Genomic DNA, 17,727 nt, shown 5'->3' with positions numbered 1-17,727 from the left:
GCGCGGCGTGTCGCGATGCCCCGCGTCGCGACGCCTAGCGTCGCGCGGCCGTCGATGGTGTCGCTGTCCGCGGACGTCTCCCGCGCTTCCCAAGGAAACCATTCCCATGTTCGATCTGAGCGGCAGGACCGCCCTGGTGACCGGCGCCTCCGGCGGCATCGGCGGGGCCATTGCCCGCGCGTTGCATGCCCAGGGCGCCACCGTGGCCCTTTCCGGCACCCGGCGCCCGGCCCTGGAGACCCTGGCCGAGGCGATGGGCGGCCGCGCCCATGTGGTGCCCTGCGACCTGTCCGACGCCGCCGCCGTCACCGCGCTGGTGGGCGAGGCCGAGGCGGCCCTGGGCACCGGCCTCGACATCCTGGTGAACAACGCCGGCCTGACCCGCGACGGCCTGGCGCTGCGCATGAGGGACGATGACTGGAGCGTGGTTCAGGAGGTCAACCTGACCGCCGCCTTCCGTCTGTCCCGGGCGGCCATGAAGGGCATGATGAAGCGGCGCTGGGGACGTATCGTCTCCATCACCTCCATCGTCGGCGTCACAGGCAATCCCGGTCAGGCCAACTACGCCGCCTCCAAGGCGGGTCTGATCGGCATGAGCAAGTCGCTGGCCGCCGAGGTGGCCCCGCGTGGCATCACCGTCAATTGCGTGGCGCCGGGCTTCATCACCTCGGCCATGACCGATGCCCTGTCCGACGACCAGAAGTCCCGTCTTCTGGGCGCCATTCCGGCCGGCGCCATGGGCGCGGGGGACGACGTGGCCGCCGCCGTTGTCTATCTGGCCAGTGCCGAGGCCGGCTATGTCACCGGGCAGACGCTGCACGTCAACGGCGGCATGGCGATGCCCTGAGGCGCCGCCGACCGGCGTCGTCACGGTCCCGGCCCAGACCCGAAAAAGAGGTCATAACCCATGGAATTCCCGGCGCTTCCACCCCTCGCGCATCGCGGTGTGATGGTCGAGCGGCAGCGCTGGTCAAGGGAAACGAAGTGTGTTAGGTAGCGCGTCTTCGGTCGCGCCGGCCGCCCCTTGCGGCAGGTCAGACCGGCTCGCGGGCTTGGGATCGGTCGGCACCGCGATCGTACCCGCCCCGGGCACCGTCGATCGGGGAGACCCTCGGATTCGGCAACGGTGACCACCCGGGTTCGAGCCTCTCCACATGGGAACCAATCGAGGAAAACGCAAGATGAGCGATGTCGCCGAGCGCGTGAAGAAGATCGTCGTGGAGCACCTGGGCGTGGAAGAGTCCAAGGTCACGGAAAACGCCAGCTTCATCGACGACCTGGGCGCCGACAGCCTGGACACCGTCGAACTGGTGATGGCCTTCGAGGAGGAGTTCGGGTGCGAGATCCCCGATGACGCGGCCGAGAAGATCCTGACCGTCAAGGACGCCATTAACTTCATCGCCGAAAACGCGAAGTAGCCGACAGTCCGGGGGAACCGACCGCCGCGCCCGAACCGAGGTCGCGCGGCCCGCGTCCATCGCCAGGAGCCACCGCCACGGTTGGGAGCGCCGGGGCACCGGCTCCCCAGAAAGGCCCCCGGCGGGCGCGGTAATTGGATGCGCCGGACAAGGGGGGACGCGCCCGGGAGGGCGATGCGATCGGCGGGAACGCGGCCAGCGGCGCGCCCAGGCGGGAGGCGCCGAGGATGTCGGCCCAAGCCATGCGGTATCGCGGGACCGGTTGCGTGTCTTCGGGACCCCTCCGGCGCGGCGATGCGGGGCGCGGGACACATCCCGGAGGGCCGCCCGTCCGGCACCCATCCGGGCGGTTCCGCCCGACCCCGGGTCGAGGGCCCGCGTTCGTCCCCCCCCGCGTTGAGACACGGTCCTGGCCTTCGTCTCCCCTCTCGCCTGGACCGCAAACATGGATGGCACATGAGATGAGACGAGTCGTCGTCACCGGATTGGGCATGGTCACGCCGCTGGGCGTCGGTGTCTCCCGCAACTGGGATCGCATCGTCAACGGCGCATCGGGTATTCGGGCCATCGATCGGTTTGATGTCAGCGACCTTCCCGCGCGCGTCGCTGGCCTCATCCCGCGCGGTGACGGGAGCGACGGCTCCTTCGACGCCGATTCCGTGGCCAGCGCCAAGGAGCGGCGCCGCATGGACGAGTTCATCGTCTTTGGCCTGGCGGCCGCCGACGAGGCGGTGCGGGACGCCGGCTGGATGCCCGAGGACGAGGAGTCCCGCGAGCGCACCGGCGTCGTGATCGGGTCGGGCATCGGCGGCCTCCAGGGCATCGCCGAGGGCGCGCTGGTGATCGACCGGTCCGGTCCGCGCAAGGTGAGCCCGTTCTTCATCCCCGCCAACCTGATCAATCTGGTCTCCGGGCACGTGTCCATCCGCTTCGGGTTCAAGGGACCGAACCACGCGGTGGTCACGGCTTGTTCCACCGGCGCGCATGCCATCGGCGATGCCAGCCGCATGATCATGTTCGGGGACGCCGACGTGATGGTGGCCGGCGGCGCGGAATCGGCGGTTTGCCGCCTGGGCATCGCCGGCTTCTCCTCGGCCCGCGCGCTGTCCACCAAGTTCAACGACACGCCCGGCATGGCCTCGCGTCCCTGGGATCGGGATCGCGACGGCTTCGTCATGGGCGAGGGCGCGGGCATTGTGGTGCTGGAGGAGTACGAGCACGCCAAGGCGCGCGGCGCCAAGATCTATGCCGAGATCAAGGGCTACGGCATGTCGGGCGATGCACACCACATCACCGCCCCGGCCGAGGACGGCAACGGCGGCTTCCGCGCCATGCGGGCGGCGCTGCGCAACGCCGGCCTGAACCCGGGCGACATCGATTACATCAACGCCCATGGCACCTCCACGCCGCTGGGCGACGAGATCGAGCACGACGCGGTCAAGCGCCTGTTCGGGGCCGATGCCGCCAACCTGTCGATGTCGTCGACCAAGTCGGCCATCGGTCACCTGCTGGGAGCGGCCGGCAGCGTCGAGGCCATCTACTCCATCCTCGCCGTCGGAAACGGTGTGGCGCCGCCCACGCTGAACCTGGACAATCCCTCGGACGGCTGCGATCTGGACCTGGTGCCCAAGCAGGCCAAGGAACGGCCGATCCGGAACGCGCTGTCCAACAGCTTCGGCTTCGGTGGCACCAACGCCTGCCTGATCATCGGCCAGACCCCGTGACATCGCCCGCGCCGCCGCGCCGTTCGGGACCGGACCCGGCGCGGCGGTGGCCGGCGGCGGCGCGAGGAAGTCGGGGGCCGCGCCCGAGGACGTCCCGGAGAGATCGATGATCCAGCGTCTGTTCACCCTGCTGCTGGTTTTGGTGGGCGTGGCGGTGGTGGCCGGCTACGCCGGCTATCGGTATGTGCTGGAGGAGTTCGCGAGCCCCGGTCCGCTGGCCCAGCCGGTGACGGTGGTCGTCCCCGTGGGGACCGGCCTGCCGGCCATCGCCCGGCGCCTGGCCGACGCGGGTGTCGTCGACGAGCCGCTGATCTTCGAGGTCGGTGTGCGTCTGGCCGACCAGGCGCGGGCGCTCAAGGCCGGCGAGTACCAGTTTCCGGCGAGCGTCAGCCCGCGCGAGGCCATGGACATGCTCGCCGAGGGCGCCGTGGTGGCCCGCAAGGTGACGGTGGCCGAGGGGCTGACCACGCGCCGCGTCCTGGACCTCGTACGCCGCACCAGCGGGTTGTCCGGCGACCTCTCCCTGACCCCGGGCGAGGGCGAGGTGCTGCCCGAAACCTACCACTTCGCCCTGGGCGACAGTCGCGACGCGGTCGTTCAGCGCATGATGGACGCCATGGACGAGACGCTGGCGACGCTCTGGCCCGCGCGTGCCGACGGTTTGCCCATCCGCACCCCCAGGCAGGCGGTCATCCTGGCATCCATCGTCGAAAGGGAGACCGGCCGGCCGGAGGAACGGGCGCATGTGGCGGGAGTCTTCATCAACCGCCTGCGCAAGGGGATGCGTCTTCAGTCCGACCCCACGGTCATCTATGGTCTGGATCCCTCGGGGAGCCTCGGCCGGGGCCTGACCCGGCGCGACCTGCGAACCGAGACGCCCTATAACACGTATGTCATTGCGGGGCTGCCGCCCGGCCCCATCTGCAACCCGGGGCGCGATGCCCTGGCGGCGGTGCTCAATCCGCTGAAGACCAAGGACCTGTACTTTGTCGCCGATGGCACCGGCGGCCATGCCTTCGCCGCCACGCTGGCGGAGCACAACAGGAACGTGGCCCGTTGGCGTCGCTTCCAGCGTGAACAGGGCCTGCGGTGACGAAGCGGGCGCGGCGGCCGCGGGATGCGGCGACGCAGCCCAGCGAAGACCTCCAACCGACGGACCCCTTTTCGGCCGGGCGGCCGGGCGCCCGGGCGACACGGAAGGACACCGGTGTGCGCATCTGCATCGTGACCGACGCCTGGCGCCCCCAGATCAACGGGGTGGTGCGCGTCATCGAGAGTGTCCGGCGCGAGGTGGAAGCCGCCGGGCATCAGGTGACGGTCATTGAACCGGGCGCCTTCCTCAGCGTGCCGATGCCCACCTATCGGGAAATCCGCCTGGCCGTATTCCCGGCGCGCAAGCTGCGCCGTCTGATCGACGCGGCGCGGCCCGATGCCGTGCACATCGCCACCGAGGGTCCGCTGGGGCTGGCGGCGCGCGCCCTGTGCAAGCGCCGGGGCTGGCCGTTCACCACCGCCTACCACACCCGCTTTCCCGAATACGTCCAGTCCCGGACCGGTGTGCCGCTGGCGTGGATGTACGCCTGGATGCGTCACTTCCACAAACCGGCCACGCGTGTGCTGGTGCCGGCCGCCTCCACGCTGACGGAGTTGCGGCGGCGCCGCCTGAGGAATCTCTGGCTGTGGTCGCATGGCGTGGACACCCAGGTGTTTCGCCCGACGGAGGGCGCGTCGTTCTCGGATCTGCCGCGCCCGCTGTTCCTGTTCCTGGGGCGCATCGCCGTCGAGAAGAACCTGCCGGCGTTCCTGGACCTGGACCTGCCGGGCTCCAAGATGGTGGCCGGGGTCGGACCCGAGCGGGAGTCCCTGCAACGGCGCTACCCGGGCGTCCGTTTCGTGCAGCCGGACGACGACGAGGCCATCGCCCGCTGCTATTCGGCCGCCGACGTGTTCGTGTTTCCCAGCCTCACCGACACCTTCGGGCTGGTGTTGCTGGAGGCGCTGGCCTGCGGCCTGCCGGTGGCCGCGTTCCCGGTGGCCGGCCCCCGGGACGTGCTGGCCGACACCGATCCGGATCATCCCGTCGGTGTGCTGGACGACGACCTGCGCAAGGCGGCGCTGGCGGCGCTGGCGCTGGACCCGGCGCCGTGCCGCGCCCATGCCCTGCGGCATGACTGGGCGGCGGTGGCCACCCTGTTCCTGGAGGCCCTGGCGCCATTGCCCCGGCGCGTCGCGGAGGGTACCGCTCCCACCCCGGTCTCCGGGGAGGCCGACGCCGACGCGGAGTCGTCCGCCGATCTGGAGGTCGAACGCGTCCGTTAGAGCGTGTTGCGTGATTTTGGACTCACCCAAAACGCTCCACGTTTTTGTTTTTAAAGCAAATCGTCGTCGCGATCCGGTTCGGATCGCTCGGGATTTGCCCTAGATTGCGTTGCGTCGCTGGCATTGGCCTCCGCGATTCGTCATGGCATCCTGATCGGCGTCATGCGATTGTCATGATGCAACTCTTTCGTTCCCGGTGTGCCGTTCGCTCTCGAGTCCGTGACCGGGAGCCTCGCCGAGAGGCCTTCCGATGGAGGTCCGCGTGACCCATAGACCCGACCTCGACCTGGACGCATTGCGCGCGCGCCTGGTGGCGCATCGCGATGACGTGCGCGCCGACGAGGCGAGCACCGTCGCCGACCGTGCCGTGGTGGACGCCAGCGATACCGCCATGGGCCGCTTGTCGCGCATGGATGCCTTGCAGCAGCAGGCCATGGCCCAGGCGACCGAACGCCGTCGCCAGGTGGAACTGGCCCGGATCGACGCGGCGCTGAAGCGCATGGACGAGGGGGACTACGGGATCTGCCTCCAGTGCGGCGAGGATATCCCGGCCCGCCGCTTGGCGTTCGATCCGGCCGTTCCGCATTGCATCGCCTGCGCCGGCGGCCGCAAGGACTAGCGGGCCGCTCGGTATTCCGTCCCGTCGGGCCTTGCAATTTCGCGCCGACCTCGCAACGATCTTGTGAGCGGGGGATCCGGCGCACGGAGTCCGGTGCGTCGCGCGATGGCCCACGCGGGAGCCGTAAACCCGGGCGCGCCCGTGATCGCGGGGGCTTTCACGCGCCCGCGCTCCTTTGATAAGATGGCGATCAACTCTCAGGACCACGGGTCACCCGGAATGATCCCGTGGTCAGTCCGTGGCCGGAGCGAGGCCGATGAGGCCCCCTCATCGGCCCCTCCCACGCGCATCCAAGGAAGGGTCAGACCTCGATGACGGACGCCTCGCTGCCGCTGGCCGGCGACTTCCCACCCGCTTCGCACGCCGACTGGCTGGCCCTGGTGGAGAAGGCGCTGGACGGCGCGCCCTTTGACAAGAAGCTGGTGGCTCGCACCCTGGATGGCATCGCCATTCAGCCGCTGTACACGCGCGAGCACTGGCCGGCGGAGGGTGATCCGTCCGGCATGCCCGGGGCCATGCCCTTCACGCGGGGCGGTCGACCGCTGGCGCAGGCCATGAGCGGCTGGGACATCCGCCAGCCGCACGCCAACCCGGATGTGGCGGCCACCCAGGCGGCCATGGACGATGACCTGGACAACGGCGTCACCTCGTTGCTGTTGCGTCTGGACGCCGCCGGTCGCGCCGGCCTGGACGCCGACGATCCGGCCGCCGCCGACCTGTTCGGCGAGGGCGGGCTGTCGCTGTCGTCGGTGGCCGAGATGGACGCGCTGCTGTCTGGCGTGGACCTGACCAGCGTGCCGCTGGCCTTCGACGCCGGCGCCCAGGCGCCGACCCTCGCCGCCATGACCGTGGCCCTGTGGTGCCAGCGTGGCGTGAAGGAAGAGCAGGCCAGGGGCGCCTTCAACATTGATCCGCTGGGCACCCTGGCGACGGCCGGGCGCCTGCCCGCCGACCTGGACACGACGCTGGGCCGCATGGCGGCCATCGCCCGCAACGCCGCGACCACCTTCCCCAAGGGCGCGGTGACGGCGGTGGGCGTGGACACCGCGCCCTACTACAACGCCGGCGCCAGCGAGGCCCAGGATCTGGCCTGCGCGATGGCGACCGGCGTCGCCTACCTGCGCGCCCTGGAGGCCGGCGGCCTGTCGCTGGACGATGCCAGCCGGCAGATCGCCTTTACCGTTTCGCTGGGCACCGACCAGCTCCTGTCCATCGCCAAGCTGCGCGCCGCGCGCCTGATGTGGGCGCGCATCACCGAGGCCTGCGGGGTCGGCGAACCGGCCCGGGCCGCCCGCATCCACGCGGTGACCGCGACGCGGGTGCTGACCCGCCGCGATCCCTGGGTCAACCTGCTGCGCGGCACCATCAGTTGCTTCTCGGCCGCCGTCGGGGGCGCCGATGGCATCACCGTGCCGCCCCATGACGCAGCGCTTGGCCTGCCCACCCGGTTCTCGCGCCGCATCGCCCGCAACACCCAGCTCATCCTGCAGGAAGAAAGCCAGCTCAACCGGGTGATCGACCCGGCCGGCGGCTCCTGGGCGCTGGAGCACCTGACCGAGGATCTGGCCGGCGCCGCCTGGACCCTGTTCCAGGCCATTGAGGCCGACGGCGGCATGGCCCGCGCCCTGGAGTCGGGACGCATCGCCGAGCAGATCGCCGAGGTGCGGGAGGCGCGCCGCAAGGACATCGCCAAGCGCAAGGCGCCGATCACCGGCGTGTCCGAGTTCGCCAAGCTGGACGAGCAGGCCCCGGAACTGGCCGCCCTGGATCTGTCGGCGCTGCGCGCGGCGGCCGGGACGCGGCTGGCGACGACGCGGGCGTCGGCCACGGCCGATCCGGGCGCCCTCGGCGCCACCGCCACCCCGGCCGATCTGGCCACGGCGGCCATCAAGGGGGCCACCCTGGGCGCCCTGGCCCAGGCCACGACCGACGGCACGGGAACCACGGTCGCCCCGCTGCCGCCGCACAGCCTGGCGGAGGACTTCGAGGCCCTGCGCGACGCCGCCGATGCCCATCTGACCGCCACCGGCGCGCGGCCGCGCGTGTTCCTGGCCAACCTGGGTCCCATCGCCCATCACACCGCACGGGCCACCTATGCCGCCAACCTGTTCGCCGCCGGCGGCATCGAGAGCCTGACCAACGAGGGCTTCCGCGACGCCGACGCCTGCGCCGCCGCCTTCAAGGACAGCGGCGCCGGGGCCGCCGTCCTGTGCTCCTCCGACAAGGTCTACGACGACCTTGCCGAGGCCACCGCCCGTGCGCTGAAGGCCGCGGGATGCCGGGTCGTGCTGCTGGCCGGCCGCCCCGGGGACAAGCAGGACGCCTATACCGCCGCCGGCATCGACCGGTTCATCTACATGGGGTGCGACGTGCTGGGGACGCTGCGCGGCCTGCACGCTGATCTGGGAGTGACCAGCCGATGAGCGCGATTCCCGACTTCTCTTCCCTCGCCCTCAAGCCCCGCGCCGAGGGGGATGCGTCCGCCTGGCGCGCCGCCGCCGACGCCGAGGCCGGCCTGCACCTGGATCACCTGCTGTGGGAGACGCCCGAGAAGATCGGCGTCAAGCCGCTGTACACGGCGGACGATGTGGACGGCCTGGACTTCCTGGACACGGTGCCCGGCAAGCCGCCGTACCTGCGGGGCCCCTATCCCACCATGTACGTGCAGCGGCCCTGGACCATCCGCCAGTACGCCGGCTTCTCGACGGCCAAGGACTCCAACGCCTTCTATCGCCGCAACCTGGCGGCCGGGCAGAAGGGCCTGTCCGTGGCCTTCGACCTGGCCACCCACCGGGGCTATGACAGCGACCACCCGCGCGTGGCCGGCGATGTCGGCATGGCCGGCGTGGCCATCGACTCCATCCTGGACATGCGCCAACTGTTCGACGGCATCCCGCTCGACAAGATGAGCGTGTCGATGACCATGAACGGCGCCGTGCTGCCGGTGCTGGCGCTGTACATCGTCGCCGCCGAGGAACAGGGGGTGACGCCGGACAAACTGGCCGGGACCATTCAGAACGACATCCTCAAGGAGTTCATGGTCCGCAACACCTACATCTACCCGCCGCTCCCATCGATGCGCATCATTTCGGACATCTTCGCCTTCACGTCCCAGAAGATGCCCAAGTACAACTCCATCTCCATTTCCGGCTATCACATGCAGGAGGCCGGCGCCACCGCCGACCTGGAGATGGCCTATACCCTGGCCGACGGCGTGCAGTACGCGCGCGCCGGCCTGGATGCCGGGCTGACCATCGACGCCTTCGCGCCCCGGCTGTCGTTCTTCTGGGCCATCGGCATGAACTTCTTCATGGAAGTGGCCAAGATGCGCGCCGCTCGCCTGCTGTGGGCCAAGCTGATCCACCAGTTCGAGCCGAAGAGCACCAAGTCCCTGTCGCTGCGCACCCACTGCCAGACCTCGGGCTGGTCGCTGACCGCCCAGGACGTGTTCAACAACGTGGCCCGCACCTGCGTCGAGGCCATGGCCGCCACCCAGGGACATACCCAGTCGCTGCACACCAACGCGCTCGACGAGGCGCTGGCCCTGCCCACCGACTTCTCGGCGCGCATCGCCCGCCAGACCCAGTTGTTCATTCAGGAGGAGGCCGGCACCAACCGCGTCATCGATCCCTGGGGCGGCAGCTACTATGTGGAGCGCCTGACCGCCGATCTGGCCCGCAAGGCCTGGGCGCATATCGAGGAGGTGGAGGCCCAGGGCGGCATGGCCAAGGCCATCGAGGCCGGCATCCCCAAGATGCGCATCGAGGAGGCGGCTGCCCGCACCCAGGCGCGCATCGACAGCGGCATGCAGACCGTGGTGGGCGTCAACAAGTACCGCGCCACCGGCAAGGACAACATCGAGGTCCTGAAGGTGGAAAACGCCGCCGTGCGTCGAGAGCAGGTCGAGAAGCTGGAACGCCTGCGCGCCGAGCGTGATGACGAGGCCCTGCGTCCGCATCTGGAGGCCCTGACCAAGGCCGCCGAAACCGGCGAGGGCAACCTCCTCGAACTCGCCGTGACGGCTGCCCGCGCCAAGGCCAGCGTCGGCGAGATCTCCGACGCCCTGGAAAAGGTCTACGGGCGCCACAAGGCCGACATTCGCGCCATCTCCGGGGTCTATGGCAGGGAGGTCGCCGCCGTGTCCGATGTGGTCAACCGGGTCAAGGGCATGGTCGAGGCGTTCGAGGCCAACGACGGCCGCCGCCCGCGTATCCTCATCGCCAAGATGGGCCAGGACGGCCACGATCGCGGCCAGAAGGTGATCGCCACCGCGTTCGCCGACCTGGGCTTCGACGTGGACATCGGGCCGTTGTTCCAGACCCCGGCCGAGGCCGCTCGCCAGGCGGTCGAGAACGACGTGCACATCGTCGGTGCCTCGTCGCTGGCCGCCGGCCACCTGACCCTGGTGCCGGAGCTGCGCGCCGCGCTGGACAAGGAAGGCCGAGAGGACATCCTGATCGTGGTCGGTGGCGTGATCCCGCCGCAGGACTTCGATGCCCTGACGGAGGCCGGTGCCAAGGCCATCTTCCCGCCCGGGACCTCGATCCCCGATGCGGCCATCGACCTCATGGCTAAGCTGAACGCGGCCTTGGGATACAAGACCAAGGCCGCGTGAGGACACGGCCGGGCGCCAGACCCGCGCGCTGTGGGAGGGAGGTGATGTCTCCCCCCTCCCCGGCGCCGGGGCCAAGGGGGCATCTGATCGGGCGGTCACGCCGGTCGGGGCGACGGCGTCAGCACGGCGTCAGCAGCAGGGCCGACAGGTCGTCGTGCTGGTCGTCCGCGACCGTTTCGCACCGTGCCCGGATACCCTGCATGATCGGATCGGGAAGGGGCAGGCCCGTATCGGCGACGGGCTGTCCCAGCACCGCGACCACGCCGTCGCCGCCGCCCAGGTGATCACTGAGGCCGTCGGTATGAATCACCAGCGTCTCGCCGGGTGAGATCGGCACGACCTCCGTCTCGTACGTGGCCATCGGCAGCATGCCCACCGGAAACCCCGGGCGGCCGGCGGGCCGCACGTCGCCATCGCGGCCCCGCAGCAGGGGTACGGGATTGCCGGCGACACACAGGGCGACGGTTCCGTCCTCGGCGTCGAAGACGCCATAGGTCATGGCGACGTTCAGCGAGCCGTCGGATCGGTCCAGGAAATGGCGGTTCAGGTCGGCGACGATGCTGGCCGGGTCCCGCGCGACGCGCCCCACGTCCTGCTCGTGCCCGATCACGGCCAGGGTGATGGCCTGATGGACCTGGGTGGCATGCAGGGCCGCCGTGACGCCGTGCCCCACGACGTCGATGCAGTACAACGCCGTCTGCCGGCTGTTCAGCGGCCGGACCCCGATCAGGTCGCCGCCGACATGGTTGAACGGCCGCCACAGGGTGGCGTAGCGCATGCCCCCCACCGTGCCGGCGGGCTTGGGCAACAGGGCGGCCACGATCGCGCGGGCGGCCTCCAGGTCCTGGCGCATGCGGGTGCCGGCGGCATCCAGGCTGGCGTTGGTTTCCTCCAGGACACGATTGCGATCCGCGAGCGCCTTGTTCGCGCGCACCAGGCGCAGACCGGCTTCCACCCGGTGTCGCAGTTCCTTGGGGGCGACGGGCTTGCTGACATAGTCGTCGGCCCCGGCGGCCAGTCCGTCGGCGATGTGTTCGGCGCCGCCTCGCCCGGTGACCATGATCATGTAGACGCGAACCGGGCCTTCATCGAGGCGCACGCGCCGCAGCATCTCCGTGCCGTCCATGCCGGGCATGATCCAGTCGACCAGGCACAGGTCGATATCGCCGCTCGCCAGGCGCGCCAGGGCGGCCTCGCCATTGTCGACGGACTCGACGCGCAGGCCCCAGCGGGTCAGCAACGCCGTCAGATACAGGCGAATGGCGGGATCGTCATCGACGACCAGAACGGTTTCCGGCGCGGGGTCCGGCGGTGTCCCGGCGGCCGGAGGCTGGCCGAGTCCCACGGCTGTCGTGGGCGCCGAGGGAAGGGCGTTGTCCTGCGTCATGGATACGGGGTCCCCTAGGTCAGGCGGCGGGTCATGCCGAGTCGCCATGGTACCGGATGTGGGCGCGCCCGTGCCGGTCGTCAGCACGTATTTTGCACGCATCGCAGTTCGATTAATCTAAAAGGCGCGGACTCGCCAACCCTTCGGCACAGGGAGGTCTTCATGGCCGCTGTCCCCTCAGGCTCGCCCGCGCACGGGGTGATGCCGCCCGACGATGACGTCGATCCGCTGATCGACAGGGTCTGGCGGGATCTCGTGGCCGAGTCCAAGACGCCGTTCGATGCCGAGCAGGCCCGCGCCCTGAAGCTCGTTCTGTCCCGCACCGGATCGCCGTCGCGCCGACATCCCATCGACATTCGCTTCGTGATTCCGGTGTACTTCCGACGGTTCTATGTGGTGGTGCTGGCCGGCCGGGACCGGCGGCTGTCCGTGGCGGCCGTGGAGCGGAACCGGCGCAAGGCCGGCGAACACGCCCTGGGTGGCGCCGCCTTCGCCTCGTTGTTCGGCGGTATCGTGGCGGTCGTCATGATCACCGGGGCCTTGGCCCTTTATGGTCTGAAGAGCCTCGCGGGTGTGGACCTGATCCCGGGTTTCCACGCGACCGATGTGTTCGATCCCGATTTCTGGCGATGAGCGATGAGACGCGGGCCGGCCACCCCAAGTATACTGCCGTTCATGGGAGTCGGCCGGCGGGCCACGACGGGATGGCGCCCGCCGTCCAAGGCCGGTCCGTCACGACAACCCTATATAGTAGAAAAATACGAAAGAATCCTCTATTTTAGGATGTTCTGGAGAGGCTCGTCTCCGCCTGGAGACGTTTCCGGGCCCGGGATCCTTCCCAGGCGCGGGCCCAGGCGCGGGCGGAAAATCCACCTATCACCGTAAAAAATGCTCTGGGTTCTTTTTGATTGCTACCGGATTGGTCGCGTTCCGCATAGCATCAAGGGCGCCTTCTGATCGACTGTGAAACCGAGCTAGGAGAACGCCGATGTCGTCACCAGCTTCCGGCTCCAGTGCCGCCGCGTCCGCGCCGATCGGTGTCGCCACCGTGCCGGACAGAGTCGTGATGAACAATACGGCGGACGTCCGTCGCGACCTCATGGAGGCTCTTGGCGCGCATGGCGGTGGCCTGATCGTCGACTTGTCCGGCACAACCTTCATGGACTCCAGTGGTCTCAGCGTCTTGGTCTCGACCTACAACAGCGCGACCGAACAGGGCATTCCGTTCGTCCTGACAACGCCGCAGGCGCCCATCCGGGCCCTTCTCAACCTGACGCGCCTCAACGAGCTGTTCACCATCTACCTGGGGGTCGACGAGGCTCGCGCCGCCCTGGAAGCGGAGCGGGACGGATGACAGTCCCGGGTGCGGCCACGACGCGAGGAGGAGCCTGGTCATGCGTCTGCCCCGGCGCCGGCGTGTCGTCCTCGGTCTCGTCGGCCTGCTTCTGACGGCGGGGTGCACGGGTGAGTCGGCCTACTACGGAACCGGGCCGGACAGCGCGGTTTACATGCCGGAGCGTCTCACCCCGCCGCCGCCGGGCACCACCGCGCGTGAAGCCTTCGTGTCGCGCTGGGAGCGGGCCGCCATGGCCTGCGCGGAGGCCGCGCCGGGACCCGGTGGTGCCGATGCCCCTCTTGGGGTCGTCCCCCGCGCCCCGCCGGGCGGAGGGGCGGCCTTGCCGCTGTCCAGCGGCGATCGGGTGCGGCTGTCCCTGCCCGAGGGGGAGGACCTGGAGGGGCTCTACGTCATCGGGCTGGACGGCGCGTTGACGGTGCCGCTTGTCGGGGCCATTCCGGCGGCCGGCCGTCCGCTCGCCGAGGTGAACGCGGCCCTCGCCAAGGCGCTGGTGGACAAGGGCCTGTTCCGCCGGGCGTTCGCCCAGCCCACGCTGACGATCACCGCCCGTGGTCCGGCCCGCGTGAACGTCTCGGGGGCCGTGTTCCAGCCCGGCACGGTGGAGATCAACGCGCGCGCGCCGGAGGACCTGGCGGGCCAGGACACCGTGATCTCCGGCGATGCCTCGGGGGGGCGGCGGGTGTCGGCGGCCTTGCGCGCGGCGGCCGGGGTGCGTCCGGACGCCGACCTGAGCCGCGTCGAACTGCGGCGCGGCCCCCGCGCCTGGACCCTGGACCTGCGCGGACTGATGACGGGGACATCCGGCGCGGCCGGCGCCGATATCGCGCTGACCGACGGCGACACGGTCCACGTCCCGGAGAAGGGATGCTTCCAGCCCGATCTGGCGCGACCGAGCGCCGTCACCACGCCGGGCATCCGGGTCTACATGTCCAACCTGACTGAGCCGGCCTCCAGCAACGCGCAGTCCGCCATCGGCAAGGATCAGTCCAACCTGCCCTATGGCACGCGCTTCCTGCAGGCCCTGGTCGCGGCGAACTGCGTCGGCGGAATCCCGGCGACCAATGCGTCGCGCCACGCCGTGCTGATCTCCACCAACCCCGTCACCCAGCGCAGCGAGGTGATCCAGCGCCCCATCGAGACCCTTGTGCGCGATACCGATCGGGACACGTTCAACCCTGTGCTGCTGCCCGGAGACGCGCTCGCATGTTACGATAGTGATGTCACCACCCTCCGCGACATCGCCAAGGGCTTTGTCGACGTGCTGTCGCCGCTGGCGTTGGCGGGGCTTCTGGCCCGATGAGGGGAGGGGCCGGTCCGGATGGCGGAGCGGCCCGGACGCCGCCACACCCACGAGCGGGTGGCGGTCCGGATGCGGGGGACCGCAGGCCGTCCACGCCGCCGGTCAGCGTCAGTCACGGTCCGCCGTCGGTTTTGCGGAACACACGCGATGAATGCTCATCCGCCCCACAGCCCGGTCGAGTCTCTGCGGACGCGAGACGAGGTCACGTCGCCCGAGACGGACGACCCCGACGCGCGGCCGGCCCGGGACAAGAGCGCCGCGCTGCCCGGCACGGAGTTGCTGGTGGCGCTTCGTGGCATTCTGTTGTGGTCCGGGGGCGCGACGGGACGCGGGCGCCGCTATCTGCTGATCGGCGTGCTCGGCATCGCGGTGATCTGGGGCCTGACGACCGCCTACATCGTGCTGACGCCGCCCAGTTGGCGCAGCCACTTCAGCCTGATCCTGCCCGGGGCCGGCGTGGGCACGTCGGTCAACCTGGAGAGCATCGGGCAGGCGAGTTCCAACGCGCCGTCCCCTTTCGCGGGAACTAGCATCAGCCCCACCGTGAACTACAAGGAGATCCTGACCAGCCAGGTGGTCCTGCTGGCGGCGGCCGAAACGCTGGACCTGTCGCACAAGACCCTGGGAAAGCCGCGCGTGAAGCTGGTGGACCAGACGCAGCTTATTCACGCGAGCATCGACGCGGGCACGCCGGAGGAAGCCCAGCGACGGCTTGGCGCCGTCCTGACGGCGTTCCAGATCCAGCTTGATTCGCTGCGGACCGACGAATCCCAAAAGCGGGAGGCGGGGTATCGGCGGTCGATGGCCGGGTTCGAGGCGGGTGTCCGGCGGGCACGCGCCGGCATCCTGGCGTTCCAGACCCGGACCGGGCTGATCTCGCCCGACCAGTTCACGGCCAGTGTCACGCAGCTTGCCAATCTCCGCGTCGACCTGGGGGAAACCCGGACGGAGCGTGTCCGGCTGGAGCGCAAGGCCGAAGCCCTGGCCGAGCAACTGGGCGTCGCCCCTCAGGTGGCGATCGATGCCTTCTCGTTGACGTCCGACCCGGCTTTCCAGGCCCTGCGCGAGGTCCATGCGGAGGCCAGCGCGTCGCTGGCCGGGCACGCCACCAAATGGGGTCCCAATCACGCCATGGTGCGGGCCGAGCGCGCGCGGCGCGCGGCCGCTCGCGATGACATGAAGGCCCGGGCCGAGGTTCTTCTGGGGCGCCCGATCACCGACCTGGATCGCCTCGTCAGCCTCACCAGCGGCGCCGACCGCACGGTGTTGCTGCGCGAGCTGGTCTCCCTCACCGTCGAGGCCAACGGTCTGGCCAGCGGCGAACAGGCGCTGTCCGACCGCATCGCCGCGCTGGCCGCCGAGGTCACGCGGCGCACCGACGATGCCGCCCGCCTGGAGGACCTGTTGCGGGACCTCCAGGTGTCCGAGGCCGTCTTCGCCTCCGCCCTGGCCCGCGTCGACAGCGGCAAGGCCGACGCGTTCAAGGCGTATCCCCTGGTGCAGGTGCTGGAAGAACCGACCCTGCCCGAGAATCCCTCGGCCCCCCGCAAGACGCTGGCGGTGGCGGGGGCCGTGCTCGGTTCCCTGTTCCTGATGACCTGCCTGCTGGTGCTGTGGATCCGCCAGCCCATCCTGCACAAGCTGCTTCGGGCCGAGCCCTCATGACGGCGGACCCGGCCCCGGTTCCGTCCTCTCAGGGTCTTGAGGACCGCATTGTTCAGCGCACCATCGTCTGGACCTATGGCTTCTATGCCTTCGGCGCCTTGTACGTGGTGGGGCCGGTGCTCGGCTGGCTGTTGTTCGGCCTGTTCCTGGCGCGCCTGTACCTGACCCACGATCCCGTGCCCAAGGCCCGCATGGCCGCCCTGCCCATCGCCGTCTGGCTGTGGGTGATCGGCATGATCACCATGGAGGTGGCCCTGATCGGCGGCCACCTGTCGTTCGATCTCGGCATGGGCAAGTTGATCAAGTCATCCATCGGCTGGGCCAAGGGCTGGGCGCTGATCGCCATCTTCATCCTGGTGGGCGTCGTCAGCGACATCCGCCCGTCCACCATTCACCGGGCGATGTGCGTGGTGGGACTGCATACGCTGCTGCTGACGCCGGTCCTGGTCGCGGCCTGGGTGGTCCGGCTGCCGGAGGTTCTTTACGTCTCGCCGCTGAAGGCGGTGGGGGGGCCTGGACCGGAGTTCTTTGCCGTCCAGCTCTATCTCATCGATCCGTCCAACGGCTCTCCACGCTGGCAGTTCTTCACCCCCTGGGCGCCGGCGGCGGGGTTCATGTCGTCCATCATGCTGGTGTGCGCCCTGGCCGAGAAGACGCCGTCCTGGAAGGCGGCCGGACTGGCCGGCGCCGTCATCATCGCCGTTCTGAGCAAGTCGCGCATGGCGCTGCTGGCGCTGATGCTGATTCCGCTGGCCACCTGGGGGTTGAGCCGACTGCTGAACCCCGCGATCCTCGCCCTGGGGGCGCTGGCGAGCACCCTGGGCGGCCTGATCGCGACCACGCTGCTCATTATCGCCGAGGACGCGGTCAACGAGTTCCGGGGCGCTCGCGCCGATTCCACGCGGGTGCGCGAGGCCCTGGCGCGGATCGCCTGGCAGCGGTGGCGGTCCGAGGCGCCCATCTGGGGGCATGGTGTCGTCGAACGGGGGCCGCACCTGGTGGAGTACATGCCCATCGGCTCGCATCACAGCTGGTACGGCCTGCTGTTCGTCAAGGGCATCGTCGGCTTCCTGGCCCTGCTCATTCCCCTGGTCTGGACCCTGGGCCATCTGATCGTGGTCGCCCAGAGAACCCCGGAGGCGCGACCCGGGCTTTCCGTGGCGCTGATGATGGTCTTCTATTCCTTCGGCGAGAACCTGGAGATCCTGGCCTACCTGATCTGGCCCGGCCTGATCCTGGTCGGCGCGGGTTTGCGGCCGGCGCGCCGCTGGCGGAGCGCCCGGGTGCCCGGTGTCCAGGCCGAGCACGCCTGAGCGGCGCCCG

General features: G+C 69.9%; 14 protein-coding genes. 13 read left to right on the top strand and 1 reads right to left on the bottom strand.

The window, feature by feature from the left end:
• The first annotated feature begins 106 nt into the window (after positions 1–106).
• The 8 genes from fabG (at position 107) to scpA (ending at position 10,695) form a co-directional block, all read left to right on the top strand.
• Positions 107–847 (top strand): 3-oxoacyl-[acyl-carrier-protein] reductase, encoded by a 741-nt coding sequence (fabG, locus tag GGD89_RS04575; RefSeq protein ID WP_184042933.1) that lies wholly within the window; start codon positions 107–109, stop codon positions 845–847.
• Positions 848–1,181: 334 nt separating this feature from the next.
• On the top strand, positions 1,182–1,418 hold the full coding sequence (locus GGD89_RS04570; protein ID WP_184042932.1) for an acyl carrier protein: 237 nt from the start codon (positions 1,182–1,184) through the stop codon (positions 1,416–1,418).
• Positions 1,419–1,879: 461 nt separating this feature from the next.
• Positions 1,880–3,142, top strand: a complete 1,263-nt coding sequence (gene fabF, locus GGD89_RS04565) for a beta-ketoacyl-ACP synthase II (protein WP_184042931.1) — start codon at positions 1,880–1,882, stop codon at positions 3,140–3,142.
• 106 nt (positions 3,143–3,248) lie between these two features.
• Positions 3,249–4,235 (top strand): endolytic transglycosylase MltG, encoded by a 987-nt coding sequence (gene mltG, locus GGD89_RS04560; protein WP_184042930.1) that lies wholly within the window; start codon positions 3,249–3,251, stop codon positions 4,233–4,235.
• A 116-nt stretch (positions 4,236–4,351) separates the two neighbouring features.
• Entirely contained in the window at positions 4,352–5,461 is a 1,110-nt protein-coding gene (locus tag GGD89_RS04555; protein WP_184042929.1) for a glycosyltransferase, read from the top strand.
• A 262-nt stretch (positions 5,462–5,723) separates the two neighbouring features.
• On the top strand, positions 5,724–6,080 hold the full coding sequence (locus tag GGD89_RS04550) for a TraR/DksA family transcriptional regulator (RefSeq protein ID WP_343058537.1): 357 nt from the start codon (positions 5,724–5,726) through the stop codon (positions 6,078–6,080).
• Between the two features lie 311 nt (positions 6,081–6,391).
• Positions 6,392–8,503 (top strand): methylmalonyl-CoA mutase family protein, encoded by a 2,112-nt coding sequence (locus GGD89_RS04545; protein WP_184042927.1) that lies wholly within the window; start codon positions 6,392–6,394, stop codon positions 8,501–8,503.
• On the top strand, positions 8,500–10,695 hold the full coding sequence (gene scpA, locus GGD89_RS04540; RefSeq protein ID WP_184042926.1) for a methylmalonyl-CoA mutase: 2,196 nt from the start codon (positions 8,500–8,502) through the stop codon (positions 10,693–10,695). Before GGD89_RS04545 ends, scpA begins: the two co-directional genes overlap by 4 nt.
• A gap of 118 nt (positions 10,696–10,813) precedes the next feature.
• Here the strand turns inward: scpA and GGD89_RS04535 are convergent, their stop codons facing one another.
• Positions 10,814–12,082: a PP2C family protein-serine/threonine phosphatase gene (locus GGD89_RS04535; RefSeq protein ID WP_184042925.1), complete on the bottom strand. Its 1,269-nt coding sequence runs from the start codon at positions 12,080–12,082 to the stop codon at positions 10,814–10,816.
• Positions 12,083–12,244: 162 nt separating this feature from the next.
• On the opposite strand from GGD89_RS04535, the gene GGD89_RS04530 reads away from it, so the two are divergent.
• The 5 genes from GGD89_RS04530 to GGD89_RS04510 all read left to right on the top strand — a co-directional run bounded on the left by GGD89_RS04530 (position 12,245) and on the right by GGD89_RS04510 (position 17,717).
• Positions 12,245–12,715, top strand: coding sequence for a hypothetical protein (locus GGD89_RS04530; RefSeq protein ID WP_184042924.1), 471 nt, complete (start codon positions 12,245–12,247; stop codon positions 12,713–12,715).
• Between the two features lie 355 nt (positions 12,716–13,070).
• Complete coding sequence (locus GGD89_RS04525) at positions 13,071–13,436, top strand: STAS domain-containing protein (RefSeq protein WP_184042923.1); 366 nt, start codon at positions 13,071–13,073, stop codon at positions 13,434–13,436.
• Positions 13,437–13,476: 40 nt separating this feature from the next.
• Positions 13,477–14,739, top strand: coding sequence for a polysaccharide biosynthesis/export family protein (locus GGD89_RS04520; protein ID WP_184042922.1), 1,263 nt, complete (start codon positions 13,477–13,479; stop codon positions 14,737–14,739).
• 147 nt (positions 14,740–14,886) lie between these two features.
• Entirely contained in the window at positions 14,887–16,404 is a 1,518-nt protein-coding gene (locus GGD89_RS04515; RefSeq protein ID WP_184042921.1) for a GumC family protein, read from the top strand.
• Positions 16,401–17,717 carry an O-antigen ligase family protein gene (locus tag GGD89_RS04510; protein ID WP_184042920.1) on the top strand — a complete coding sequence of 439 codons (1,317 nt, stop codon included), beginning with the start codon at positions 16,401–16,403 and terminating at the stop codon, positions 17,715–17,717. Before GGD89_RS04515 ends, GGD89_RS04510 begins: the two co-directional genes overlap by 4 nt.
• Positions 17,718–17,727 lie beyond the last annotated feature (10 nt).

It is taken from the genome of Roseospira visakhapatnamensis (genome assembly GCF_014197915.1).
GTDB lineage: Bacteria > Pseudomonadota > Alphaproteobacteria > Rhodospirillales > Rhodospirillaceae > Rhodospira > Rhodospira visakhapatnamensis.
Note: the sequence above shows the minus strand (reverse complement) of the source record. Positions and strands in the feature narration are given on the sequence as shown.